The organism is Kribbella sp. NPDC051936, from assembly GCF_040680955.1.
Taxonomy (GTDB): domain Bacteria; phylum Actinomycetota; class Actinomycetes; order Propionibacteriales; family Kribbellaceae; genus Kribbella.
In genome coordinates this window covers 577,026-600,825 of sequence record NZ_JBFAXS010000002.1, presented here as the reverse complement: position 1 = coordinate 600,825, position 23,800 = coordinate 577,026, and the positions used below count along the sequence as shown (strand labels likewise).

Annotated in this window: 23 protein-coding genes; 11 read left to right on the top strand and 12 right to left on the bottom strand. The window is 68.5% G+C overall.

All coding sequences use genetic code 11. The features are described 5' to 3' along the window. Positions 1–32: 32 nt before the first annotated feature. From AB0L64_RS08455 to AB0L64_RS08435, 5 genes are all read left to right on the top strand, one after another. Complete coding sequence (locus AB0L64_RS08455) at positions 33–1,385, top strand: PLP-dependent aminotransferase family protein (RefSeq protein WP_363709138.1); 1,353 nt, start codon at positions 33–35, stop codon at positions 1,383–1,385. A 73-nt stretch (positions 1,386–1,458) separates the two neighbouring features. Next, positions 1,459–2,349 carry a pyridoxal 5'-phosphate synthase lyase subunit PdxS gene (gene pdxS / locus AB0L64_RS08450; protein ID WP_355691513.1) on the top strand — a complete coding sequence of 297 codons (891 nt, stop codon included), beginning with the start codon at positions 1,459–1,461 and terminating at the stop codon, positions 2,347–2,349. Further along, positions 2,346–2,927 (top strand): hypothetical protein, encoded by a 582-nt coding sequence (locus AB0L64_RS08445; protein ID WP_359923383.1) that lies wholly within the window; start codon positions 2,346–2,348, stop codon positions 2,925–2,927. The genes pdxS and AB0L64_RS08445 overlap by 4 nt, the downstream gene beginning before the upstream one ends. Next, positions 2,924–3,517, top strand: a complete 594-nt coding sequence (gene pdxT, locus AB0L64_RS08440; RefSeq protein WP_363709136.1) for a pyridoxal 5'-phosphate synthase glutaminase subunit PdxT — start codon at positions 2,924–2,926, stop codon at positions 3,515–3,517. The genes AB0L64_RS08445 and pdxT overlap by 4 nt, the downstream gene beginning before the upstream one ends. Positions 3,518–3,560: 43 nt before the next feature. After that, on the top strand, positions 3,561–4,322 hold the full coding sequence (locus AB0L64_RS08435) for a YebC/PmpR family DNA-binding transcriptional regulator (RefSeq protein ID WP_363709134.1): 762 nt from the start codon (positions 3,561–3,563) through the stop codon (positions 4,320–4,322). Positions 4,323–4,332: 10 nt separating this feature from the next. Here the strand turns inward: AB0L64_RS08435 and AB0L64_RS08430 are convergent, their stop codons facing one another. The 12 genes from AB0L64_RS08430 to AB0L64_RS08375 all read right to left on the bottom strand — a co-directional run bounded on the left by AB0L64_RS08430 (position 4,333) and on the right by AB0L64_RS08375 (position 18,892). Next, entirely contained in the window at positions 4,333–5,163 is an 831-nt protein-coding gene (locus AB0L64_RS08430) for a hypothetical protein (protein ID WP_363709132.1), read from the bottom strand. A gap of 69 nt (positions 5,164–5,232) precedes the next feature. Next, complete coding sequence (locus AB0L64_RS08425; protein WP_363709130.1) at positions 5,233–6,228, bottom strand: rhamnogalacturonan acetylesterase; 996 nt, start codon at positions 6,226–6,228, stop codon at positions 5,233–5,235. Between the two features lie 13 nt (positions 6,229–6,241). Next, on the bottom strand, positions 6,242–8,902 hold the full coding sequence (locus tag AB0L64_RS08420) for a Tat pathway signal sequence domain protein (RefSeq protein ID WP_363709128.1): 2,661 nt from the start codon (positions 8,900–8,902) through the stop codon (positions 6,242–6,244). Positions 8,903–8,907: 5 nt separating this feature from the next. Next, entirely contained in the window at positions 8,908–11,490 is a 2,583-nt protein-coding gene (locus tag AB0L64_RS08415) for a Tat pathway signal sequence domain protein (protein WP_363709126.1), read from the bottom strand. After that, positions 11,487–12,386 carry a carbohydrate ABC transporter permease gene (locus AB0L64_RS08410; protein ID WP_363709124.1) on the bottom strand — a complete coding sequence of 300 codons (900 nt, stop codon included), beginning with the start codon at positions 12,384–12,386 and terminating at the stop codon, positions 11,487–11,489. The genes AB0L64_RS08415 and AB0L64_RS08410 overlap by 4 nt, the downstream gene beginning before the upstream one ends. 13 nt (positions 12,387–12,399) lie before the next feature. Next, positions 12,400–13,392 carry an ABC transporter permease subunit gene (locus AB0L64_RS08405; protein ID WP_359923400.1) on the bottom strand — a complete coding sequence of 331 codons (993 nt, stop codon included), beginning with the start codon at positions 13,390–13,392 and terminating at the stop codon, positions 12,400–12,402. A 3-nt stretch (positions 13,393–13,395) separates the two neighbouring features. Next, the gene (locus AB0L64_RS08400) at positions 13,396–14,943 is read right to left on the bottom strand and encodes an extracellular solute-binding protein (protein WP_363709121.1); all 1,548 of its coding nucleotides are present in this window, start codon (positions 14,941–14,943) and stop codon (positions 13,396–13,398) included. 10 nt (positions 14,944–14,953) lie between these two features. Then, positions 14,954–15,571, bottom strand: coding sequence for a DUF624 domain-containing protein (locus tag AB0L64_RS08395; RefSeq protein ID WP_363709119.1), 618 nt, complete (start codon positions 15,569–15,571; stop codon positions 14,954–14,956). A 128-nt stretch (positions 15,572–15,699) separates the two neighbouring features. Then, positions 15,700–16,335, bottom strand: a complete 636-nt coding sequence (locus tag AB0L64_RS08390) for a DUF1961 family protein (RefSeq protein ID WP_363709117.1) — start codon at positions 16,333–16,335, stop codon at positions 15,700–15,702. After that, positions 16,335–17,351 (bottom strand): LacI family DNA-binding transcriptional regulator, encoded by a 1,017-nt coding sequence (locus AB0L64_RS08385; RefSeq protein ID WP_363709800.1) that lies wholly within the window; start codon positions 17,349–17,351, stop codon positions 16,335–16,337. Before AB0L64_RS08385 ends, AB0L64_RS08390 begins: the two co-directional genes overlap by 1 nt. Before the next feature lie 79 nt (positions 17,352–17,430). Next, on the bottom strand, positions 17,431–18,330 hold the full coding sequence (locus AB0L64_RS08380; RefSeq protein WP_363709115.1) for an alpha/beta hydrolase: 900 nt from the start codon (positions 18,328–18,330) through the stop codon (positions 17,431–17,433). Positions 18,331–18,505: 175 nt separating this feature from the next. After that, positions 18,506–18,892: a VOC family protein gene (locus tag AB0L64_RS08375; RefSeq protein WP_363709113.1), complete on the bottom strand. Its 387-nt coding sequence runs from the start codon at positions 18,890–18,892 to the stop codon at positions 18,506–18,508. A 140-nt stretch (positions 18,893–19,032) separates the two neighbouring features. Here AB0L64_RS08375 and AB0L64_RS08370 point away from each other — a divergent pair, with 140 nt between their 5' ends. From AB0L64_RS08370 to yajC, 6 genes are all read left to right on the top strand, one after another. Next, positions 19,033–19,497 (top strand): hotdog fold domain-containing protein, encoded by a 465-nt coding sequence (locus AB0L64_RS08370; RefSeq protein ID WP_363709111.1) that lies wholly within the window; start codon positions 19,033–19,035, stop codon positions 19,495–19,497. 9 nt (positions 19,498–19,506) lie between these two features. Next, positions 19,507–20,667 carry a GNAT family N-acetyltransferase gene (locus tag AB0L64_RS08365; protein ID WP_363709109.1) on the top strand — a complete coding sequence of 387 codons (1,161 nt, stop codon included), beginning with the start codon at positions 19,507–19,509 and terminating at the stop codon, positions 20,665–20,667. A gap of 73 nt (positions 20,668–20,740) precedes the next feature. Beyond that, a complete protein-coding gene (gene ruvC, locus AB0L64_RS08360; RefSeq protein ID WP_355478490.1) occupies positions 20,741–21,337 on the top strand; it encodes a crossover junction endodeoxyribonuclease RuvC in 597 nt (198 codons plus the stop codon). Positions 21,338–21,378: 41 nt separating this feature from the next. Then, positions 21,379–21,981 (top strand): Holliday junction branch migration protein RuvA, encoded by a 603-nt coding sequence (ruvA, locus tag AB0L64_RS08355; protein WP_363709106.1) that lies wholly within the window; start codon positions 21,379–21,381, stop codon positions 21,979–21,981. A gap of 3 nt (positions 21,982–21,984) precedes the next feature. Further along, entirely contained in the window at positions 21,985–23,037 is a 1,053-nt protein-coding gene (gene ruvB / locus AB0L64_RS08350; protein ID WP_363709104.1) for a Holliday junction branch migration DNA helicase RuvB, read from the top strand. A 237-nt stretch (positions 23,038–23,274) separates the two neighbouring features. After that, complete coding sequence (gene yajC, locus AB0L64_RS08345) at positions 23,275–23,757, top strand: preprotein translocase subunit YajC (RefSeq protein ID WP_363709103.1); 483 nt, start codon at positions 23,275–23,277, stop codon at positions 23,755–23,757. The last annotated feature ends 43 nt before the right edge of the window (positions 23,758–23,800 follow it).

Sequence of the window (23,800 nt, the reverse complement as noted above, 5' to 3'; positions counted from 1 at the left end):
GACCATGAGGCCAGTTGTGGGAGACTGGACTTATGTGGCGGGCGGGGGATCTGGACGCGGCCGACGGGACCAAGACCGAGCAGGTCGAGGGACTGGTGCTGCGGCGGATCGAGCGCGGCGACCTGTCGATCGGGTCGCGGCTGCCGTCGGAGCGGGTCCTGGCGGAGCGGCTCGAGGTGAGCCGGGTGACCGTCGTCCGCGCGCTGGAGAACCTGCGCCGCGACGGCGTACTGGAGACCAAGCGCGGCTCCGGGACAGTGGTGCGGCCGCTGGATCGGCTGCTGGACCCCGTGGCGCCGGCGTCGACGGTGACAGCGGGGGACAGGCCGGTGCTGGACCTACGGTTCGCCACCACGGCCGCGCCGCATGACGTGGCCGAGGCGGCGGCACAGATCGTGCAGGACGGACTGCCGCAGGCCATGGGAGGCGACGGGCCACCGCCGGGCGGCTCACAGGAGCTCCGCACCGCATTGGCCGAGCGACTCACAGCTGAGGGTGTCCCGACCGAGCCGGAACAGCTGACGCTCACAGTCGGCGCAGCAGCCGGTTTGAACGCCGCCCTGGCCGGACTGGACCTCGGACCGGGTGTAGCGATCACGGAGACCCCGACGTACCCGGCTGCCTTCGACCTGCTGCGAAAACACCGCCTGGACGTGGCGGGCTGGCCTGCCGGGGTCTGGGACACCGATCAGCTCGCGCACCTGTGCCGACGGCATCGGCCGAAGGTCATCTACCTACAGGCCGACAACCACAACCCCACAGGTCTCAGCCTGCCTGCGGACCGGCGGCAGGCGGTTGTGGAGATCGCACGCCGGTACGGCGCTGCGCTGATCAGTGACGAGACCATGCGCCCGTTGTGGCTGGCGGCCGGGGACCAGGCCGACCCTCTGAGCCGATATCCCAGGACCGTGAGTGTGGGGTCGCTGTCCAAGACGGTCTGGGGTGGGCTGCGGGTCGGGTGGGTGCGGACGGGCAAGCAGTTGCGCCGGCGGATCAACACGGCGGCTCAGCTCAGCGTGGCTTCGCCCAGCGCGCTGGACGATCTGCTGGCCCGGGCCATCGTGCCGAAGCTCGACAAGGTGATCGGCCGGCGGCGGACCAGGCTGCGGGCCAACCTGAACGCGCTGGAGACCGGACTCCGGACACTCGACGGTGTGGCGTGGCCCACTCCGACAGGCGGTATGACGCTGTGGCTGGAGCTGACCGAGACGCGGGCGCGCCGCGTCCTGGAGGCGGCCCGGGAGCAGGGGCTGCTGCTCGGCGCGGGCGATCTGTTCACGCCGGACGCCACCGACCGGCGGCACATCCGGATCCCATTCACCGCCCCGCCGGCCACGCTCCGGCTCGTGGTGGCCCGGCTGGCGGAGGCGCTTCAGTCCACTTGATCCACGGTGGACTGAAGTTCGGTGCCCGGTACCTCCTAACCTGGACAGCGAGCCCCACGATCAGGAGGAAGAAGTGACCGAGAACCAGACCGGTACCGCCAAGGTGAAGCGCGGCATGGCCGAGATGCTCAAGGGCGGCGTGATCATGGACGTCGTGACCGCCGAGCAGGCCAAGATCGCCGAGGACGCCGGTGCGGTCGCGGTAATGGCGCTGGAGCGGGTCCCGGCCGACATCCGCGCCCAGGGCGGCGTCTCCCGGATGAGCGACCCGGACATGATCGACGGCATCATCAACGCCGTCTCGATCCCGGTGATGGCCAAGGCCCGGATCGGCCACTTCGTCGAGGCGCAGGTGCTGCAGAGCCTCGGTGTCGACTACATCGACGAGTCCGAGGTGCTCACCCCGGCCGACTACGCCAACCACATCGACAAGTGGCAGTTCACGGTGCCGTTCGTCTGCGGCGCGACCAACCTGGGCGAGGCGCTGCGCCGGATCACCGAGGGCGCGGCGATGATCCGCTCCAAGGGCGAGGCCGGCACCGGCGACGTCTCCAACGCGACCACCCACATGCGCCAGATCCGCCAGGAGATCCGCAAGCTGCAGAGCCTTCCGGAGGACGAGCTGTACGTCGCGGCGAAGGAGCTGCAGGCGCCGTACGAGCTGGTCAAGGAGGTCGCCGCGCTGGGCAAGCTGCCGGTCGTGCTGTTCACCGCCGGTGGGATCGCCACCCCGGCCGACGCCGCGATGATGATGCAGCTCGGCGCCGAGGGCGTGTTCGTCGGCTCCGGCATCTTCAAGTCCGGCAACCCGGCGCAGCGTGCCGAGGCGATCGTCAAGGCCACCACCTTCCACGACGACCCCGACGTGATCGCCAAGGTCTCGCGCGGTCTGGGCGAGGCGATGGTCGGCATCAACGTCGATGAGATCCCGCAGCCGCACCGTCTCGCCGAGCGCGGCTGGTGACGTCGGCCAAGAGCCCGGGTGGCCTGCCGTCGGTGGACGAGCGGACCGCCCGGGAGCTGCGCGGCCTGGCCCGCGTCCTTGTCCGGTCCGGGTACGCCGACCACGCCGCGATCACGGCTGCGCTGACCGAGGCGGTGTCGGAGGACGCGCCGTCGATGGACGCGGCCGCGCTGGTGCCGCTGCTGATCGGTGAGGCGGTGATGGACCTCAACGAGGACGCCTCCGCCTGGCCGGCGACGACGGACACGGACCGGCTGGACGCCGTGCTGGCCGAGCTGGAGTCGCTCGGCCTGGTCGTGGTCCGGTACACGTCGGATCACCACGCGGCCCGGCAGGCGCTGGAGTCCGCCGAGCAACCGCAGGGCCTGGTGTTCTTCACCGACACCGACGTCTGGCACGCGGTCGACTTCGGGATGCTGGAGCTGAAGCTCTGGCACCCGGACACGGCCAACGTCGCCCCCGGCGAGCCGCTGCTCGAGGACGTGCTCGCGCTGCTCCGGCACAACGACCTGCCGGCGACGTTCGACGAAGGCCGCATCGAGGTCACCCTCAACTGGCAACGGAGAGTGAATCTATGACCGTGATCGGTGTGTTCGCCCTGCAGGGAAACGTGCGGGAGCACGTCGCGATGCTGCGTGAGGTCGGCGTCGAGGCGGTTCCGGTCCGGCGGCCCGCGGAGCTGGCCGCTGTCGACGCGATGGTGCTGCCGGGCGGCGAGTCGACCACGATGGACAAGCTGGCCCGGGCGTTCGAGCTGTTCGAGCCGCTGCAGAAGCGGATCGCGGACGGGATGCCGGTGTTCGGCACCTGCGCCGGGATGATCATGCTCGCGAACGAGATCACCGGTGGGATCGAGGGCCAGGAGACGCTCGGCGGGCTCGACGTCACGGTCCGGCGGAACGCCTTCGGGCGGCAGGTGGACTCGTTCGAGGCCGACCTGGAGTTCGCCGCCTTCGACACGCCGTACCACGCGGTATTCATCCGGGCACCGTGGGTGGAGCGCGTCGGCCGGGACGTGGAGGTACTCTCGACAGTGAGGACGGGCCCCGCCGCGGGTAGGATCGTCGCGGTTCGCCACGACCGGCTGCTGGCCACGTCGTTCCATCCGGAGATGACCGGGGACGCCAGGCTGCACGGCTACTTCGCCGAGTTGGTCCGCGGCCTCTGAGTCATCTGCAGTCGGTAGCAGCGGTAGAAGGGTTGGGTTTGCCATGTCAGGCCACTCCAAGTGGGCCACCACGAAGCACAAGAAGGCCGTCATCGACGCGAAGCGCGGCAAGCTCTTCGCGAAGCTGATCAAGAACATCGAGGTGGCCGCCCGGATGGGCGGTGGCGACCCTGGCGGGAACCCGACCCTGTACGACGCCATCCAGAAGGCGAAGAAGTCGTCGGTCCCGAACGACAACATCGACCGCGCGGTCAAGCGCGGCTCCGGTGCCGAGGCGGGCGGCGCGGAGTACCAGACCATCATGTACGAGGGCTACGGCCCGAACGGCGTGGCGATGCTGGTCGAGTGCCTGACCGACAACCGGAACCGGGCCGCCGCGGACGTCCGGACGGCGATGTCGCGCAACGGCGGCTCGCTCGCCGACCCGAACTCGGTCGCGTATCTGTTCAACCGCAAGGGCGTGATCGTCGTCGCCAAGGACCAGGACGGCAAGTCGCTGTCCGAGGACGACGTGATGGAGGCCGTGCTCGAGGCCGGCGCCGACGAGGTCAACGACCTGGGCGAGTCCTGGGAGGTCGTCACCGAGGCCACCGACCTGGTCGCGGCCCGGACGGCGCTGCAGGAGGCGGGTATCGACTACGACTCCGCCGACGTCCAGTTCGTCCCGTCGATGACGGTCGAGCTGGACGCCGACGGCGCCGGTAAGATCTTCCGCCTGATCGACGCCCTCGAGGACAGCGACGACGTCCAGAACGTCTACGCGAACTTCGACGTGTCGGACGAGATCATGGAAAACGTCGGCTGATCCCTGAGGGTCACATCCCGAGGGCCTTGCCGTCGATCACCTGAGCGGCCGGCGGGGCCTTCGGCGTGGTGACCTGGTCGTACTCGCTGAACGTCAGCGCGTCCTTGCTCGACGACTCCAGCCGGACCGGGCGTGCGGTCGCGGTGTCGACCCAGAGGGTGCCGTCGGTGTCGCGCAGTCCGATCGCGGTGACATCGCCGATCGTCCGGGGTGCGGTCTTGCGCAGCGTGCCGGTCGGCTCGAACAGCGTGTCGAAGAACTTCGGCTTGCTCGCGAACGCGGCGAGCTCGCCGAGGTCCTTGTCGGTCAGTGACGTCTTGATCCAGCGTCCGCCGACCAGGGCGATCACGGCGTCCGCGTCGGCCTTCGACTCGGTCTGCGCGCGCCAGAACTTGTCGCTGATCTTCAGGTAGGCGGTCTTGCCGAGCACGATCAGCGAGAACGAAGCCCCGTTGATGCTCATGGTGCCCTGACCGCCGGTCTTCGCGAGCCGGATGTCCAGCACGATCCGGTCCCCGCCGTCGGACAGCGCACCCTTCATCCGCACGCTGGTCGCCGCCTTCGCGGCGGCCTGCGTCTTGTCCAGGATCTTGCTCGCGGACAGTCCGGCGATGTCGCTCGTCGGCGTACCGGCCGGTGTCGCCGGCGGCGCCGGCGGCGCCGTCGAGGACGGCGCGGCCGACGTCGCTGTCGAGGACGGCGCGGCCGACGTCGCTGTCGATGTGGGCGTCGGCGTGGCTCCCACCGCGTCGCTGGTTGCGGGGTCGGATCCCTTGCAACCAGCGAGAAGTACGACCAGCACGCCCACCATCGCGCCGGCCGCCGTACGACGTGTCAGCATCTTGCTCCCCCTCCCGCACTCCCCGTGCAGATATTCAGGGAGATGCCGGGAGGGGGCGAAAAGTTGCGATCAGTTCCAGAAGCGGTCCTCCACCAGCTCCAGCCGGGCGAGCTCGTCCGCGACCAGGCCGGCGTAGACAGTGGCGCCGTACTCCGACGTGTGGGTGTCGTCGCGCTTCTCCCGGGTCAGGTACAGCGCCTTGGCGTCCTCAGGGCCGAGTGCCTCGACGACGGCCTGGGTCCGGGCGGTGAGGTCGATGAGGCCGACCTGCTCGGCCACCGCGATCGAGCGCATCTCGGCAGGCAGGTCGACGCCCAGGCCGTTGACGATCAGGCCGGTCGAGTTGAGCTTCGTCCCGGTGAACCACCGGCGCACGATCGGCGTCACCAGGACCGGTGTCGCGCCGGCCGAGCGGATGCCGGCGACGATCTCGGTCAGGTTGGCCCGGTACTGCTCGGTGGTCGTCTGCTTGTCGTTGTGGCCGAACTGCACGAGTACGACGTCCCGCGGCCGGAGCTGCGGTCGCAGTGCCCCCCACATCGCCGGCTCGGCGAGGAACGACACTGTGCTCTCACCCGATCCCGAGTGGTTCACCACCGACAGCCCCTGCCCGAAGCGGCTGGGCAGTCGTTGACCCCAGCCCGTGTACGGCGCTGTCTCCTGGTCGGTGACCGTGGAGTCGCCGGCCAGGAACACCCGCCTGGTGCTGACCGGCGCCCGGGTCACGACCACATTCACCGGAATTGCCCCGGAGACCCGCAGGGTGAGGCCAGGCGTGCCCGGCCCGCCGAAACTGTTCTGCTGCCCCTCCGGATCCCGCACGTTGACCGTGAACCGCAGCACCGGCTCCGAGCTCGCCGACACCACCAGCCGCCGGGCCTCGGCGACTACGTCGACCGGTTCGTGCTCGCGACCGAACACCACCTTCACGTCGTAGTCGCCGGGCGGTACGTCGTACGTACAGACCACCGGAGCTGAGTCGGTGCACTCCGGCGGGACCGCTGCCGCGGCCGTCATCGGTTGTGCCCCGAGCGCCAGTACGACGCCCGCCGCGAGCAAACGCACCAGGGCACCCACCTCACGGGTTCACGATCTGGTCGCCGACAAGTGCGAGCGTCTGGATGGCGGCGAGGCCGTAGAGCGCTGTGGTGTTCGTCGAGACCCACTTCGCGGCCTTGGTCGGGTTGAGGGTGGTGGACACGTCCTCCGCGGTCCACGGCAGGTTCGGTGCGTAGCCGTCGCCGGTGTAGAAGTCCTTCCACGCCCGGGCGGCCAAGTCGTCCCGGTCCAGCCGCACGGCGGCGTACGCCGTCAAGCGGGCATGGCCCTGCCGCAAGATCAGGTTGCCGAAGTACGCACCGCACTCCGCCGTCTGCTCGGCGCGAGTCGCGTTGAACAGCCGGCAGTACTGCAGCCACGCGGACTCGAACGCGGGCATGTCGACCAGGTCGATCAGCTCGGCGCAGATCTCCACCTGGCCGAACATCGCGCTCAGGTGCGACACACTGACGATCTTCTCGGTCACCGGCGCGAACCGGCCGGTGTCCAGGTCGTAGAGCCCGCTGCCGGTGACGAACCCGTTCGGCATCGCACCGATCGTCTCCATCGTCCCGAGCAGCTTGGCCTTCGCCACGGCCGCCTTCGGCCCTTGACGTTCCCACTCGGTCAGCCAGGCTGCCGCCAGACCGCTCCAGTCCGTGCCGAGCCCGATGGACAACGCATGCGGGTCAGGCGTGTACGGCTCGGTCCGGATCTTCCGCACCGGATCCAGCACCAGGAACGTCTTGTCCGAGTCGACCAGCTCCGACAGCAGGTCGCCCGTACGCTCGTCAGCCGTCAGGTAGTAGTAGAACCGCCGGTACACCGCCGTACTGATCCGCTGCTGCTTAGCGCTGTCCGCCCAGTGCTGTACGCCGTGCCGCGTGCCCAGACCGGCCCACTGACCCAGGTGGTAGACGTCGACCTCACCAGTGTGCCGAGTCATCGCCTCCGCGAACCGGAAGATGTCGGCGCGCCCGGAGCGCAGGAACGCGTACCAGAGCCAGAGGTCCGGTGACAGCTCCGAGTTGTCCCACGCGTACCCGCCCACGTCGTACCGCCACACCAGCCGGTCCTCGTCGAACGTGTGCATGATGTCGCCGTAGTCCCAGAACCCGTACCAGTGCCGGGACTCGACCTGTCCGCGGTAGTAGTCGAACAGGAAGTCCAGGTGGTCCTCGATGGCCTTCTTCGCCGGTACGGACCGGTCCACCGGGGTGAACAGCCCGCCGAACACCCGAGTGCTCACCAGTTGATCCACCGGGTTGATCAGCTGCGGGGGAGTCCGGACCTGGTCGGCCAGGTCACCCAGCCGGGCGGCCGACGGCGTTGCCTCCAGCGCCCAGAACGTCAGCTCCGACGTCCGGGCGATCCCGTACGGCGTACCGAACGCGGGCTCGTAGTCCTCGTAGGTGATGTTGAGTCCCTCGAGCTGCTCCGGGTACGTGTCCTGGCCCATGCCGTCGTGGTAGAACCGCGTGTCCATCGCACCGGCCGCCGGCGACCACAGCCACACGGTCACCTCGGCTTCCTCGGTCGCGGCGTTCCGGATGTCGAGCTGGGTGGGATGCCGTTGCCAGAAATCCCTGAGTCCAAAGGCGAATCCGCCGCTGACCCCACCGACGTACCCGAGTCCGGAGGCGCGCTTGCCCTGGTCGACGGAGATCCAGCCGTAGCCCTTCTTCGTGCGTTTGCGGACCGTGAACCCGTCCGCGGTCAACTGGCTCAGCGAGTAGTCGCCCCACTCGGGGATGTACTGCAGCCGCGTCGTCACCCGCTGGTCCCAGGTGGCCGGATCGGGCAGCTTGGTCCCGGCGATCTGCGCGGCGCGGACGGCGGCGCCCGGGTCGCGTCGTAGCCCGGTGATGCCCTTCACGGCCTCGGACACCGCCCCGTGTCCCTCACCGACGAACCGGACGTGCCGGTCGTACGCCGCGTCGCGCATCGGTACCGAGAACCGCACGCCGAGCCCGGCGATGTAGTCCTTCTGCCCATCGCGGTCGTAGACGAACGTGTGCACCATCCGCACGTTCTCCGCACCCGCCACGAAGTACAGCCGGACCGAGAACGGCAACCAGGTCTGGCCTCTGCGCGACTTGTGCCGGCCCTCGACCTTTACCACCGCGCGCACCGGACCGGCCTGCTCGACGGTGACCTTCTGGATGTCGCTCTCGTACTGCTCCCGGACGGCGCCGCCGACCTCGTCCTCGGCGATCTTGTCCTGCTTCAGGTTGACGAGCACACCCTTGTGGGCGATCAGCACGTCACCACGCCAGATCTGGCTGACCACCTCAGAGCCGCCCTTGCGGATGCGGGTGCGGATCACTCCGGTGTCGACGTCGACGTACAGCTTCTCGTTCTTGACGGTGACGGGCCGCGCGGGCGCGGTCGCCGTACCGGGGCCGAGTGTGTACGACTCGGCGGGTGCGTCCACCGCGATGGCGTGTGCGCTCCACTTGAGCGAGCCGTCCGGCCAGTAGGCGGTCGGCCAGCTCTGCAGTGGTACGTCGGCGCCGTCCGCGGACTTGAGCGCGAAGGACTGGTTCGCCGGGACGACGCCCTTCGGCCACGGCGTACCCCAGGTGGTGACAGCCGCTGTGGTGGGCTTGCCTTCGAGCCAACTGAGTTCGACCTCAGAGGCTTCGGCAGCCGCGGCCGGCTGGATGTTGTCGAGCAGGGACACCGCAGGTACTGCGGCCATACCCGCTAGGACCGTACGTCGGGAGACCTCCATGCTGCTCCACCTCTGTCAGGTCTGTGTTCAGGGATGAGGGACAGGTTCTGGATCGCTGCCAGCGCGTACTGCGACGCGCCGTTGGTGCTGATGAACGCGGCCTCGTCGACCGGCATGAGGGCGCCGTCGACCGGGGTGGTCCGCCACTCGGCCTCGCGTTGCAGGGCGTTGCGGTTGAGCTGATCGCCCTCGTCGACGAAGAACTTGCGCCAGGCCAGCTGGGCCAGCTCTGTGTCACCGGTGCGCGCGGCGGCGTACGCGGCGAGCCGGCTGTGGGCCTGGACGAGTGAGATGCCTTGTAGCGGTTGGCCGACGGCCGCCGCCTGCTCCTCGGGCGAGAGCAGGTACAGCCGGCAGTAGTCGAGCCATGCCTTCTCGAACCCGGGTACGTCGAGGTCCAGGTCGATCAGCTCGGAACAGATCTCCGGCAACCCGAAGAGCGAGGACAGGTGCGAAACGGCAATGCCTCGGCGGCTGGTGTCGAACCGGCCGGTGGTGAGGTCCAGCCGTGCGTTGCCGGTCAGGAAACCGAAGTGCAGTGCGGCGATGTCGCTCATCGTTCCGACCAGGCGGGCACGGGCGCGCTCGTCCCCGTGCCGCTCCCAGCGCGTCAGCCATGCGGCGGCCAGCGCACCCCAGTCGACGCCTAGCTCGATGGACAGTGCACGCGGGTCGGGGGAGTAGACGTCCGGCCGTACCTTGCGCTGCGGGTCGACAGCCAGGAACGCGTCCTCGATGGACACCAGTTCGTCCATCAGGTCGCCGGTCCGCTCGTCTGCGGTCAGGTAGTAGTAGAAGCGCCGGTAGATCGCACTGGAGATCCGCACCTGCTTGCAGCTACAGCCCCAGTGCTGCACGTTGTGCCGCGACCCCAGGCCCTTCCAGCGACCCAGGTGATGCACGTCGACCTCGCCGGTGTGCCGCGTCATCGCCTCGGCGAAGCGGAACACGTCAGCGCGGCCGGTCCGGAGGTACTGGTACCAGAGCCACAGGTCGGGGGAGAGCTCGGAGTTGTCCCAGGCGTATCCACCCACGTCGTACCGCCACGTGTGCCGGTCGCGGTCGTAGGTGTGCATGACGTCGCCGTAGTCCCAGAACCCGTACCAGCGGCGCTGCTCGCGCTGACCGACGTAGTACTGGAAGAGGAAGTTCAGGCGGGCCTCGATGTCCTGATGGTCCGCTGTGGGCAGACTCCAGGTGCCGAACACACCTGCCTGCAACAGACGCGCCGGGGCGACGGTGAGCAGTCCTGGGGAATTGAGCAGCTCTACGTGCTCTGACAGCTCCTCGGCCGACGGTGTGGTGTTGTGGACGCGCAGGGTCAGCTCATGCGTGCGCGCGATGCCGTGCGCGTTGCCGAAGCCTGGCTCGTAGTCCTCGTAGGTGATCTCGAGCCCTTCGAGCTGCTCCGGGTACGTGTCCTGGTCCATGCCGTCGTGCCAGTAGCGCACGTCCATGGCCGGCGCGCTGGGCGACCACATCCACACGGTGGCCGTCGCCGTCGCCGTGGCCGCGTTGCGGATGTCGAGACGAGTCGGGTGCAGTTTCCAGAAGTCACGCAGTCCGAAGCCCAGCCCGCCGCTGACGCCACCGACGTACCCGTAGCCGGGAGCTCTGGTGCCGGACGGGATGGTGACCCAGGCGTGTCCTTCGCCGGTGCGCTTCCTGAGGGTGAAGCCGTCCGCGCTGGTCTGGTCGAGTGTGTAGTCGTTCCACTGCGGGACGAGGTGCAGGCGGTCGGCCACCTCCGGATTCGAGATCGCTTCGACGGCGCGGCCGGCGACCTGCGTACGGCGTACCTCCTCGCCCGGATCGCGGCGCAGACCGGTCAGGCCGCGCACCGCCTCGGTGAGGAAACCCGACGGACCGGCGAGCCGGATGTGGCGGTTGTGGGGCTCGTCGCGCATCACCACGTCCGCGCTGAGTCCCAGGCCGGCGAGGAAGTCGCGATCCGGATCGCCGTCCCAGACGAAGCTGTGCACGACCCGTACGTCGCTCGCGCCGGCGTAGAAGTACAGGCGGACCGAGAACGGCAGCCAGTCGCCGTGCTTGCCCTCGAGCCGGACGACGGCGCGCACCGGGCCGTCCTGCTCGACAATGAGATTGTCGACAATCGCTGTCGTCTGCTGCCTGGTCCGGCTCGCGTCGTCGTCCGGCGCGTCCTGCCGCAGGCTGACCAGCCGGACGTCGCGGACGATCTCCCGATCATTGTCGACAATCGACGCGATCAGGCCGGGTTTGCGCAACGTCCAGGTGATCGCACCGGTCGTCACCCGCACCTCGTCACCGACCCGCTCGACGTGCACGGGCGCCGGGGGCTCGGCCGGGTCGCCGACGACGAGCTCGTACGACGACTCCGGGCGCTCGGACGGCCCGATCGCGTGCGCGGACCATTTGACCGAGCCGTCCGGCCACGTCGCAGTCGTCCAGCTCTGCACCGGCGTACCGTCGGCCAGCGCGAACCGGGTGCCGTCGGCAACCGTTCCGCGCGGCCAGGGAACGCCCCACGTGACGCCTTGTCTACAGGGAGTTTCGAGCCATTGCAGTGTCGTCATTCCTTCACCGATCCGATCAGCACACCCTTCGCGAAGTGCTTCTGCAGGAACGGGTAGAAGAAGAGGATCGGCAGTGTCGCGACCACGACCACGGCGAACTTCAGGCCCTGCTCCGGGAACGTGACCGTCTCCAGCTGCTGCAACACGTTCGCGGAGTCCGCGTTCGCCGCGGTCAGCTGCCGGACGATCATCTGCAGCGTCCACTTCTTGCTGTCGTCGATGTAGAGAAGCGGCGACATGTAGTCGTTCCAGATCCCGACCGCGTAGAACAGCGAGAACGTCGCGATGATCGGCTTCGACAACGGCAGCACGATCCGCAGGAACACGTTCAGCTCGTTGCAGCCGTCGATCCGGGCCGCCTCCTCGAGCGCCTCCGGCAGTTCCTGGAAGAAGCTCTTCACCACGATCAGGTAGAACGGGTTGATCGCCAGCGGCAGGATCAGCGCCCAGTAGCTGTCCAGCAGCCCGAGATCCCGCACCACGAGGTACGTCGGGATCATGCCGCCGCTGAAGACCAGCGTGAAGATCACCAGGTTCAGCACCAGCGCGCGCCCCGGCAGGAACCGCTTCGCGAGCGGGTAGGCCATGGTCAGCGTCAGCAGCAGCTGGATCACCGTGCCGACCGCGGTCACGGCGACCGTGGTCAGCAACGCCCGGACGAACGTGTCGGTCGAGAAGATGTAGTGGTAGGTGTCGGTGACGAACTTGTGCGGCCACAGGAAGAACGGCCGCGAGCTGATCTCGGACTCGGTCGCGAACGACCCGGCCAGCACGTACAGCAGCGGCAGCACCGTCACCAGGCCCAGTGCGGTCAGCACCACGACGTTCAGGACGTCGAACACGCGACTGCCGACCGAGTCGTAGTACCGGACTCGCTGCTTCATGACGGATTTCATCGTGGTCCTCCTCTCAGAACAGACCGCGCTGGCCCATGCGCTTGGCCAGCAGGTTGGAGCCGAAGATCAGCACGACGCCGACCACGCCCTTGAACAGGCCGACGGCCGTCGCGTAGCTGAACGAGCCCTGGGTGATGCCGATGTAGTAGACGAACGTGTCGAACACGTCCGCGACGTCGCGGTTCAGCGACGTGGTCATCAGCCAGATCTGCTCGAACCCGGAGTCCATCAGGTGCCCGGACGTCAGGATCGCCATCACCACGATCGTCGGCCGGATCGCCGGCAGCGTGATGTGCCAGAACTGCCGCCACCGGCCGGCGCCGTCCACCCGGGCGGCCTCGTACAGCTGTGAGTCCACGCCGGCCAGCGCGGCCAGGTAGATGATCGTTCCCCAGCCGGTCTGTTTCCACAGCAGCTGCAGCACGATCAGCGGCCGGAACCAGTCTGCCTGCGCGACGTAGTCGGTCTTCTGCCCGCCGACGATCCCGTGGATCCAGTTCGCGATCACGCCGAAGTCCACCGAGAACAACAGGTAGGTGAGTGAGGCGACGATTGTCCACGACAGGAAGTGCGGAATGTAGACAAGCGACTGCACGGACCGCTTCAGGACGTTGACCCGCAGCTCGTTCAGCAGCAGGGCGACCACGATCGGCGCCGGGAAGACGAAGACGATTGTCAACAATGCGAGCAGCAGAGTGTTGAACAGCAGCCGGCCGAAGTCCGGTCCGGTGAACAGTTCCTGGAAGTGCTTGAGCCCGACCCACTCGCTGCCTGAGTAGCCGAGGAACGGCACGTAGTCCTTGAACGCGATGGTCAGCCCGTACATCGGCAGGTACTTGAACACCACGAAGTACACGAGACCGGGCAGCAGCAACAGGTACAGCCAGCGGTAGCGGAACAGGTCCCGGGGAAGGTTCCGGGCGCGGCGGGTGCGCTTGGCGGCGGGCGCCGGCCGCGAAGAATCCGCGGCCGGCTGCACCACCTCGGGGACGAGGTCGGTCGCCATCCGTCAGCCGCCGGCCTTGGCGGACAGGTCGTTGACCTCCTTGACGATGTCCGTGCCGCCGCTGTCGTACCAGCGCTTGATCTGCGCCTTCAGCTGCTCCTCGGTGATCGCTCCGGACAGGTACTTGATTCGCGCGTCCGGGATGATCGTGTCCAGCGTCTGGCCCTTCGCCACCGCGGTCGGCGCGATGATGCTGAGCGCCGGGTTGAACACCGCGGTCTTCAGGTCCTCGTTCATCAGCACGTCGAACTTCTCCCGCATCTTCCGGCTGGCCTCGTCGTTCGGCCGCAGTGCGTACGCGCCGAGCCCGACCGACGCCCGGGTCCCGAGCTGGATGAAGGCCTTGTCGACGTCGTTCTGGATCGCCTTCACCTTCGGGTCGTCCTGGTTGAGCGGTACGGCGTACTGCCCGTCGACCTTGAAGTTGCGGCCCTCGATCCCGTTCGTCAGCAGGATCGAGCCGTCCTTCGACTCCAGCTTGTCGAGCGTCTGCAGGACCTGGTCGAGCTGCTCCTCCGTGCGCACGTGCTGCTTGGAGATCGCCATCACCATGTTGTAACCGGTGAACGGATACGAGTGCTTCTCGCCGTCCGGGCCCTTCAGGTTGCCGACCAGGGTGACCTTGTCGAAGTCTTTCGGGTTCTTCTCCTTGAACAGGTCGAGCAGCTGGGTGGCCCGCACGTTCACGTCGATGATCATGCCGCCCTTGCCCTGCACGAACGGGTCGTTCCAGTTCGCGCTGTCGAGCGTCGCGAAGTCCGGGTTCACCAGGCCTTCCTGCACCCAGCCGCGCAGCCACTCGTTGGCCTTCAGGAACTCGGGGGTGTCGAAGCCCGGGACCAGCTTGCCGTCCCGCTCACCCCACCCGTTCGGCGCGCCGAACCAGGTCTCCACCACGTCGTACGGGCTGGCGCTCGCGTAGTTGCCGGGCCACTTCGGGATGATCAGGCCGTAGGTGTCCTTCTTGCCGTTGCCGTCCGGGTCCTTCTCGGCGAACGCCTTCGCGATGGTGTAGAGGTCGGTCGTGGTCTGCGGCTCCTTCAGGCCGAGCTTGGCCAGCCAGTCCTTGCGGATCACGATGCCGGAGCGCAGCAGCGGTCGGACCCGGTAGATGCCGTACGTCTTGCCGTTGGTCTGCGAGTTCTTCGCGGTCTGCTCGTTCGACGGCTTCAGGTTCGGGTACTTGTCGAGCTTGCCGGTCAGGTCCCAGAACGCGCCGGCCTCGGCCGCCTTGACGAACGACGGGCTCTTCTCGTTCACCACCATCACGTCCGGGATCTTGTCCGACGCGAGCGTGACGTTCGACTTGTCGCCGTACTCCGCGTTCGGCACCCAGGTGACCTTGAGCTTCTTGCCGATCAGTTTCTCGACCGCCTGCTGCAGTTCGCCGTTCGGATCCGGTGCGGTGCCGAACAGCGGCGCCATCACGGTCAGCTCGTTACTGGCGGCCTCGCCGCCCTTGTCGTCGCCGCCGCCGGAGCAGGCGGAGGCGGCGAGCAGTGCCGTCGTGACGGCGGCGACGGCGATCCGCCGTCGGGAGAAGATGGTCATCGGTTCCCTTTCAGTTACCACTCGGGTGCAGGCGCGCGTCGTTCTCGGCGAAGAAGCGCAGGCAGAGCCAGATGTCGAGCTGGATCCAGGCGCCGCCGGCCAGCACGAACCCGAACACCGGGAACTTCACCGACACGAAGGCGACGGACGCCGCGACGAACAGCAGGACCAGGGACGACGCCGGCCGCGCGAGCGCGACGAGCGATGCCTTGGGCAACAACATGCGGATCCCGAGGTCGTAGTGCACGGCCATCGGGAGCGCGTAGGCGGCGATCAGCCCGAGCGCGACGAGTGCCGCGAGGCTGGCCAGGCGGGGGAGTGCGGCCCCGAGCGCGGCGAAGTACAGGTAGTTGCCGACCAGGACGACGGCGACCGCGATCAGGGGCAGTACCACGAGCGTGCCGCGCCGGAACTCCCGGCGGAACGCGGTACGAAAGGCGGGAAAGGCGTGAAACGATTCATCGGATGACCTGCGTCTGGCGAGCGAATATGCCGCAAGCGTGGCCGGTCCGATACCCAGAGCAACGCCGCCGGCCAGCGTGAAAAGGATCCACAGGGCGTTCAGCTTGATCACCCAAAGGACCTCGTCCGCAGCGCCGTACAGCCTCACGGCCCAGCCTGTGTCCATGCCGGTTCCTGCCTTGTTTCGGGGCGAAAAGTGATGTGACCGTATGGTTGAATCGTCTCAATGTCAACACCTCGGAAAGCGTTTGTCAGAGACTGGTCATGCGGCCCTGGGCCTTGGCCGGGAGCGGGCTAGAGCTGGGAAACGCGGAGGTTGGCGTACTCGCCGATCAGCGGCGCCATCTGCCGGAAGCCGAGCTTGCCGCCGGGCAGCGGGTGCTCGTCGTGCCAGCCGAAGCTGACCAGGTCGTTGATCGCGAACGTGATCTCGCCCTGTCGCACGGTGAGACGCAGCCGGTACGGGCCGTCGGCGTCGGCGACGTCCGGGATCGGGTCGGCGCCCTGCGCGACGAGATGGAAGCCGTAGCTCTTGCGCAGATTGCAGGTGTGGAAGGCGCGCTCGGCCGGCCAGCGCCGGCGGAAGTACGAGACGTGGTACGTGTCGAGGTCGCCGTGGTGGTACTGCTCGTACGGCCCGGTCCGCGGCCGCAGCTCGAACAGGTCCTCGCCGTGGCGACCCTTCGCGTGGAAGAACAGGATGCACAGACCGGGCTCGCGGATCGGCCGGAAGTCCCACTCGACGGCGATGTCCGGCGGGAACTCCTCCGGGCACCACAGCACGACGTTCGCGTCCTGGCCGTCGTCCGCGGGCCGTACGCTCTCCAGCCGCAGCCGCCCGAGCGGGTACGACGTCGCGCCGTCGCCCTCGAGCCGGAAACCTTCGAGATCGACCGGCGAGGCGAGCGGGTTCTCGTACAGGACCGTCATCAGCGGCGGCGCTTGAAGTCGCTGGATTCGCGCACGATGAGGTCCGGCTGGAAGATCACTTGGCGATGCCGGTGCTGCTCGGCCGACTCGACCTCCTCCTGCAGCAGCTCCATCGCGGACCGCCCGAGCAGCTCGGCGGGCTGCCGCACCGACGACAGCGGTACGGCGGCGGCGCGGGCGAAGTCGATGTCGTCGTACCCGACGATCGCCATGTCGCGCGGGACCCGCAGACCGGCCACCGCCATACCCTGCAGGAACCCCAGCGCCAGCAGGTCGTTGGCGAGGAACGCCGCGGTCGGACGGGACCGCGCCGGGAGCGCGGCGATCTGCTCACCGATCGCTCGACCTTCGACGACACCCATCACGTCGACCTCGTGGTACTGCAGCTCGACGTCGTCGGCTTCCGCCACGACGGCCGTGATGCCGTCCTTGCGATCGGCAACTTGTTGCATCGTGAACGGCCCGCCGATGAAGGCGATCCGGCGATGGCCGGCCTCGATCAGGTGGTTCCCCGCGAGGCGTCCGCCGAGCTGGTCGTCGACCGAGACCGAGCACAGGCCGCGGTCCGCCGTACGGTCGACGAGCACCACCGGCGTACCGCGGTCGACCAGCGCGGTGAGCCGCGGATCGGTGCTGTCGAACGGCGTGATCAGGATGCCCATCACGCGTTGCTGCTCGAGCTGGTCGAGGTGATGACCTTCGCGCACCGGGTCGGTCTTGCTGTTGCACAACATCACCACGGTGTCGTGCTCGTACGCCAGCGCCTCGGCGCCCTCGGCGAGATCAGTGAAGAACGGGTTGGTCACGTCGAGCACCACCAGCCCGACCGTCCGGCTCTTCCCCGCCCGCAGATGCCGCGCCGCCTCGTTCCGCACGAAGCCGAGCGCGTCGATACTCTCCTGCACACGTTTGCGCGTAGCCGGTGCGACAATTGCGGGCCGGTTCAAGAAGTTGCTCACGGTCCCCACCGAAACCCCGGCCCGCCGCGCAACCTCTTTGATGCTGGGCGTACCCATCATCCCCCGTCCAGCAGCCGTCACCATCCGCCGCAGTCTACCCCGAATTGAATCGTCAAAATCCAACCACCCCTGGGCTTTACGTGTCGGCGGTCGTCGCGACGTCCAGGACTGCTCGGGCGAAGGATCCAGGATCTTCCTGGGGTGGATTGTGGCCGATGCCGGGGAGCTCGCGCCGGTCGAAGCCGCCGGTGAACAGCGGCGCCTCGAGGGTCGAGTCGTCGGGCCCCAGACCGTCGGCGAGGGCGTCGAGCACGACGGCCGGCACGGTGATCTCGGGTGTGGTCGCCAGCAGTTCCTCGAGTTGGTCGTAGCGCGGGTCACCGGGTGCCATGCCGCGACGGTGCCGATAGGAATGAATGACGGTCGCGACGAAGTCCGGATTGTGCAGGCTGGGTGAGCTGGCCGTGAAGGCAGTGGCTGCGCCCGCCCAGGTCGGCGACCACTGCCGCCACAGCAGCCCGCAGAGCTCGTCCGTGTAGCGCTCCAGCCCGGCACGCCCGCGATCGGTGAGGAAGTAGTGGGTGTACCAGGCGGCACTCTCGGCTTCGGGAGGTGCGGGCTCGGCAGATCGGGCAATGTCCTGGATGTTGTACCCGCCGACAGTCACCAGGCCGACGACCCGCTCGGGCGCGACGGCGGCGGCGATGCAGGCGGCCCGGCCACCCCAGTCGAAGCCGCCCACGACGGCGCGTTCGATCTCGAGCGCGTCGAGGAGATCCAGCAGGTCTTGGCCGAGGGCGCCTTGCTGCCCGGAGCGCATGACGTCATCGCTGCGGTACCGGGTCGGCCCGTACCCGCGCAGATACGGCACCACAACCCGCATCCCCGCCTCGACGAGCACGGGCACCACGTTGTCGTAGCAACGAGCGTCGTACGGGAAGCCATGCAGCAGTACGGCGGTTGGCCCGCCACCCGAACCAGCCGCCTCATAGGCGATGTTCAGCACCGCTGTCGACGCAGTCCTCGACTGATTCATCAAGCTCTCCTCGCTTGCATGCCCGGCCCGCCGAACGATGGGGTGCGCAGTGTCGTTGTGGTCGATGACGATGCTCGCGGACCCGGTCGACCAGGTGCGTCAGCAACTCTTGTCGGGTCACCCTGGTGACCCTAGGCACTCCAAGCGGCAAAACAACAGAGAGAGCAGGGCCGGCTCAGGCTGTTGGTGGAGTGCCGTCGGCTGCGTAGAGGCCCCTCGAGAGGTCGACGAGTACCAAGGCGTTGCCGAACGGGTCCTGTACGACGGCGACGCGGCCGACCGGGATGTCTGCCGGGGGACTCGTGACGGTACCGCCGGCTGCCGTGAAGGTGGCGACCGCCGCCGGAACATCTTCGACCAGCCAATTGGGTTCGTACGAGAGCCGCTCGGTCAGTACCAGCTCACTGTTCCCGTCGGGCAACTCGAGCCCCGCCTGCCCAACCGGGTCGTTGCGCCACTTCACCCGATGCCCCAGCCCGTCGACAGAGAACCGAATTCCCTCGTCAAGGCTCGGCACAGGCACCTGCACGGCGTCCACGCGCTGCAGAAGTCCGTTCGTCATCCTTCAGCCTCCCAGTCCACTCTCGCGGCTGCTGTCTGTTGGCGGTGGGCGTATCGCAGCTCGAAACTGACCGGCGCATCGATCAGGGCGAAGTCTCCCTGATCTTCACAGGTTATGTGACTCGTGAGTAACATGCGGTTATGAGTCAGGTGTTGGGGTTGTGGGAGCGGTTGCGTGGGGTGCCTGGTGGGGAGCGGGTGTTTTCTTGGGGGTTTGCGTGGAAGGCGCCGTACTTTCGGTCGGTGCGGCCTCGGTTCGTGCAGGTGAGTCCCAACTACGCGGCGTTGACGTTGCCCAAGCGGCGGGCGGTGCTGAACCACATCGGGACTGTGCATGCGATTGCCGTGTGCAACGGTCTGGAGGCGGCGATGGGGGCGTTGGCCGAGGCGACCGTGCCGGCGGGGAAGCGGTGGCTGCCGAAGGGGATGGAGGTCGCGTATCTCGCCAAGTCGACGTCGGATCTGACCTGCTCGGCGGAGACGGATCCGGAGACCTGGGCCGCGGGGCCGGACGTACCGGTGCGGGTCAAGGCGACTCGTGACGACGGGACGGTGGTCGTCGAGGGGACGATTTATCTCTGGGTGACGGACAAGAAATCGACGTAGGGTCGCCCCGTGACTGAGCTGCGGGTGGTGGAGGTTGCCGAGGAGTACCTGGACTCGGTGTTCGAGGTGCGGACGCGGTCGTTCGGGCCGGGCGGTGACAAGGACGAGTGGAAGAAGTCGGCGCGGCAGTTCATCGCGGACGGGCGTTATCTCGGAGTCGTCGACGGTGACGAGTTGGTCGCGGCGGCGCGGATCTGGCCGCTGGAGCAGTGGTGGGGCGGGCGGCGGGTGGCCAACGGCGGTGTGGCCGGTGTGGTCGTCGCGCCGGAGTACCGCGGGCGCGGCGTCGGCAGTCTGTTGATGCGCGCCGTGCTCGATCGCTGCGCCGAGAAGGGCTATCCGCTGACCTCGCTGTATCCGGCGACCACGGTGCTGTACCGGCGCCTGGGGTACGAGTTCGCGGGCAGCCGGCACCTGTACACCTTCCAGGCGGCCGATCTGCGGACCCTGGGCGGCAACGGTACGGCGGTGCGCAAGGCGGGTCGTGACGACGCCGACCTGTTCCTCGAGCTGGCCGGGAAGGTGCACGAGGCGCGGCGTTCGAACGGTCCGCTGGTCTGGCCGCGCGCGCAGGTCGAGTCCTGGCTGGAGGACGACAACAGCTTCGCGTACGTCGCCGAGGACGGCTTCGTGGTCTACAAGTGGTCCGACCGCGAGCTCGCCGTCGAGGAGCTCATCGCCGGATCGGAGGAGACCGCTCGCGCGCTCTGGGCGACCGTCGGCTCGGGTGCGTCGATCGCGAAGACCGTGGAGGCCTGCTGCCCGCCCTTCGACGCGATCCATCTGATGGCCGAGCACGAGGCCACCGGCAAGTCCTGGCAGAACCGCTGGATGCTCCGGCTCGTCGACGCTCCGGCGGCCCTCGCGGGACGAGGATTCCCGGACGGCGTCGTACTCGAGGCGGACCTGCGGATCGACGACCCCGAACTGCCCGCCAACACCGGCGACTGGCACCTCTCGGTCGGCAACGGATCGGCCCGGCTCACCGCCGCCGAGCCGTCTAGCGACGCGCTGCGACTCGGCCCGCGGGGGCTGGCCGCGCTGTACGCCGGTATGCCGCTGGCGACGCTCCGCGGAGCCGGCCTGGCTGCCGGGGGAGCGGCGCCCGCCGACGCGGCGTTCGACGCGGCTTTCGGCGGACCCGCGCCGTACATGCTCGACGACTTCTGAGCCTCGGCGCGCCGATTTCCAAAGGCCCGTCGCCTCCGTCTAGGGTTGTCGAACAAACGTTCGGAGGTGGTCCATGCGGGTGCTCGGCGTCGACCCGGGACTGACCCGGTGCGGCCTCGGCGTCGTCGAAGGGACGCCGGGGAAGCCGCCGGCGCTGGTCGCCGTCGGGGTGATCCGGACGCCGGCCGACCTGGACGTGGCCAAGCGGCTCGTGCGGATCGAGGAGGAGCTCGACGAGTGGATCGCCCGGCACCAGCCGGACGCGGTCGCAGTCGAGCGCGTGTTCGCCCAGCACAACGTCCGGACGGTGATGGGGACGGCGCAGGCGTCGGGGATCGCGATGGTGGTCGCGGCGCGCCGCGGTCTGCCGGTCGCGCTGCACACGCCGAGCGAGGTGAAGGCCGCGGTCACCGGATCCGGCCGCGCGGACAAGGAGCAGGTGACCACGATGGTCACCCGGATCCTCAAGCTCAGCGAGCGTCCGACGCCCGCGGACGCCGCCGACGCGCTCGCGCTGGCGATCTGCCAGGTGTGGCGCGGCGGCGTGGCGAGCAAGTTGCAGCAGGCGGCCGCGAGCCGGGTCAACCTCGAGGCCGCGGCGCAGGCGCAGTCGCGGCTGCAGGTGGCGCGGCTGCGGGCCGCGGTGGCCGCCCAGCAGGGCAAGCGGTGATCAAGCAGTGAGCGCGACGTGAGCAGGCTTGGAGGCTGGCGATGATCGCCTTTGTACGGGGCCCGGTGGCGGCCATCGGAGTGGACAGTGCCGTCGTCGAGGTCGGGGGAGTGGGCCTGCTCGTGTACTGCGACCCGGGCACGCTGGCCGGGTTGCGACCGGGGCAGGAAGCGCGGATCTCCACGTCGATGGTGGTCCGTGAGGACTCGCTGACGCTGTTCGGGTTCGCGGACGACGATGCGAAGACCACCTTCGAGCTGCTGCAGACCGCGTCCGGAGTCGGGCCGAAGCTCGCCCAGGCCGCGCTCGCGGTGCTGAGCCCCGACCAGCTGCGCCAAGCGGTCGCGACCGAGGACCTCGCCGTCCTGGTGAAGGTTCCGGGCATCGGCAAGAAAGGCGCCCAGCGGATCGTGCTGGAGCTGAAGGACAAGATCGGCGCGCCGTCCAAGACGGTCACCGGCCGGCCGCTGCAGGCGCAGGAGGCGTGGCGCGACCAGGTGCACGCCGGCCTGGTCGGTCTCGGCTGGTCCGCCCGCGACGCCGAGGACGCTGTCACCGCCGTGTCGCCGCTCGCCGCCGACAACCCGAACCCGTCCGTTCCCGACCTGCTGCGTGCCGCGTTGCGCGTGCTCTCCAAGGCTTAAGAGATGGAAGACAACGTCCGGCCTCTGGTCTCCGCGGACGCGGTGGATCTCGAGGAGCGCAAGATCGAGTCCGCGCTCCGTCCGCGCACGCTCGCCGAGTTCGGCGGGCAACGGAGGGTCAGCGAGCAGCTAGAGCTGGTGCTGCACGCGGCCCGCGGCCGCAACCGCGCGCCGGACCACGTGCTGCTGTCCGGTCCGCCCGGGCTGGGCAAGACCACGCTGGCGATGATCATCGCCAGCGAGATGTCCGCGCCACTGCGGGTGACGAGCGGTCCGGCGATCCAGCACGCGGGCGACCTGGCCGCGATCCTGTCCGGGCTGAGCGAGGGCGAAGTCCTGTTCCTGGACGAGATCCACCGGATGTCCCGGCCCGCCGAAGAGCTGCTCTACATGGCGATGGAGGACTTCCGGGTCGACGTGATCGTCGGCAAGGGCCCGGGCGCCACCGCGATCCCGCTCGAGATCCCGCCGTTCACCCTCGTCGGCGCGACCACCCGGGCCGGTCTGCTGCCGGGACCGCTGCGTGACCGGTTCGGGTTCACCGGTCACCTGGAGTTCTACGAGGCGGCCGAGCTGGAGAAGATCGTGAACCGGTCGGCCGCGCTGCTGGAGGTCGACATCACGCCCGAGGGCGCGACCGAGATCGCGTCCCGGTCCCGGGGGACGCCCCGGATCGCGAACCGGCTGCTCCGCCGGGTCCGCGACTTCGCCGAGGTCCGGGCGGACGGCATCATCACGCTCGCGCTGTCCAAGGCGGCCCTGGATCTGTACGAGGTGGACAAGATGGGCCTGGACCGGCTGGACCGCTCGGTTCTGGACGCGTTGTGCCGCCGGTTCGGCGGCGGGCCGGTGGGTCTTTCCACGCTCGCGGTTGCGGTCGGCGAGGAACGTGAGACCGTGGAGGAAGTAGCGGAACCTTTTCTGGTCCGGTCGGGCTATCTGGCCCGTACGCCGCGCGGTCGCGTCGCCACGCCCGCGGCCTGGCGGCACATCGGGCTGAAGGTACCGAAGGGCGCGACGTTCGCGGACACGCTCTTCGACACCGACGAGGACTGAGGAGTTCGGCTCCAACTGAACAAGAGCGGAGTCCGGGGAACACCGACCGGCGCCGGAACGTAGACACTGCGTGACGTGGACGTGGTGAGTAACTCAAACGTGACCCGGTGTCATGAGGTAGTTGTTGACGCTCAGGGTTAGACTCCCCGGTGGCCTGACCTCCAGGCCGTCCGCTCCGACCTGCGCGTTCGTGCAGGGCACTCCGACAACCGACCCGACGAAGGATTCTGAGACCCGATGCAACTCCTCGCCGTACCGATGGCCTCCTCCGGGGGCGGTGGCATCACGCTGCTGCTGCCGCTGATCCTGATCGTCGGAATGATCTGGTTCATGAGCCGGTCGCAGAAGAAACAGCGTCAGCGCCAGGCCGACACGGTCGCCGCGCTCTCGCCCGGCACCAAGGTGATCACCACCAGCGGCCTGGTCGGCATCGTCGAGGAGACGGACGACGACTACGTGACGCTGGAGATCTCCGAAGGCGTGCTGGTCCAGGTGGTCAAGGCCGCGATCGGCCGGGTGATCCCGGACGAGGACGCCGCCGCCGACGAGGTCGAGGCGCCTGTCGCCGCCGACGAGGCCCCGGCCGTGACGACGGTCGTCACCGACGAGGCCGACGACGCTGCGAAGGTCGACGTACCGGACGCGGGCAAGGCCGGTGAGAAGGCCGACGGCAAGGTGCAGGACGCGCCGAAGTTGCCGCCGACGCACACCGAGAACTGATCTCCTTCCCCACAACGGCCTGCGGCGCGGCGTTCGGCGTCCA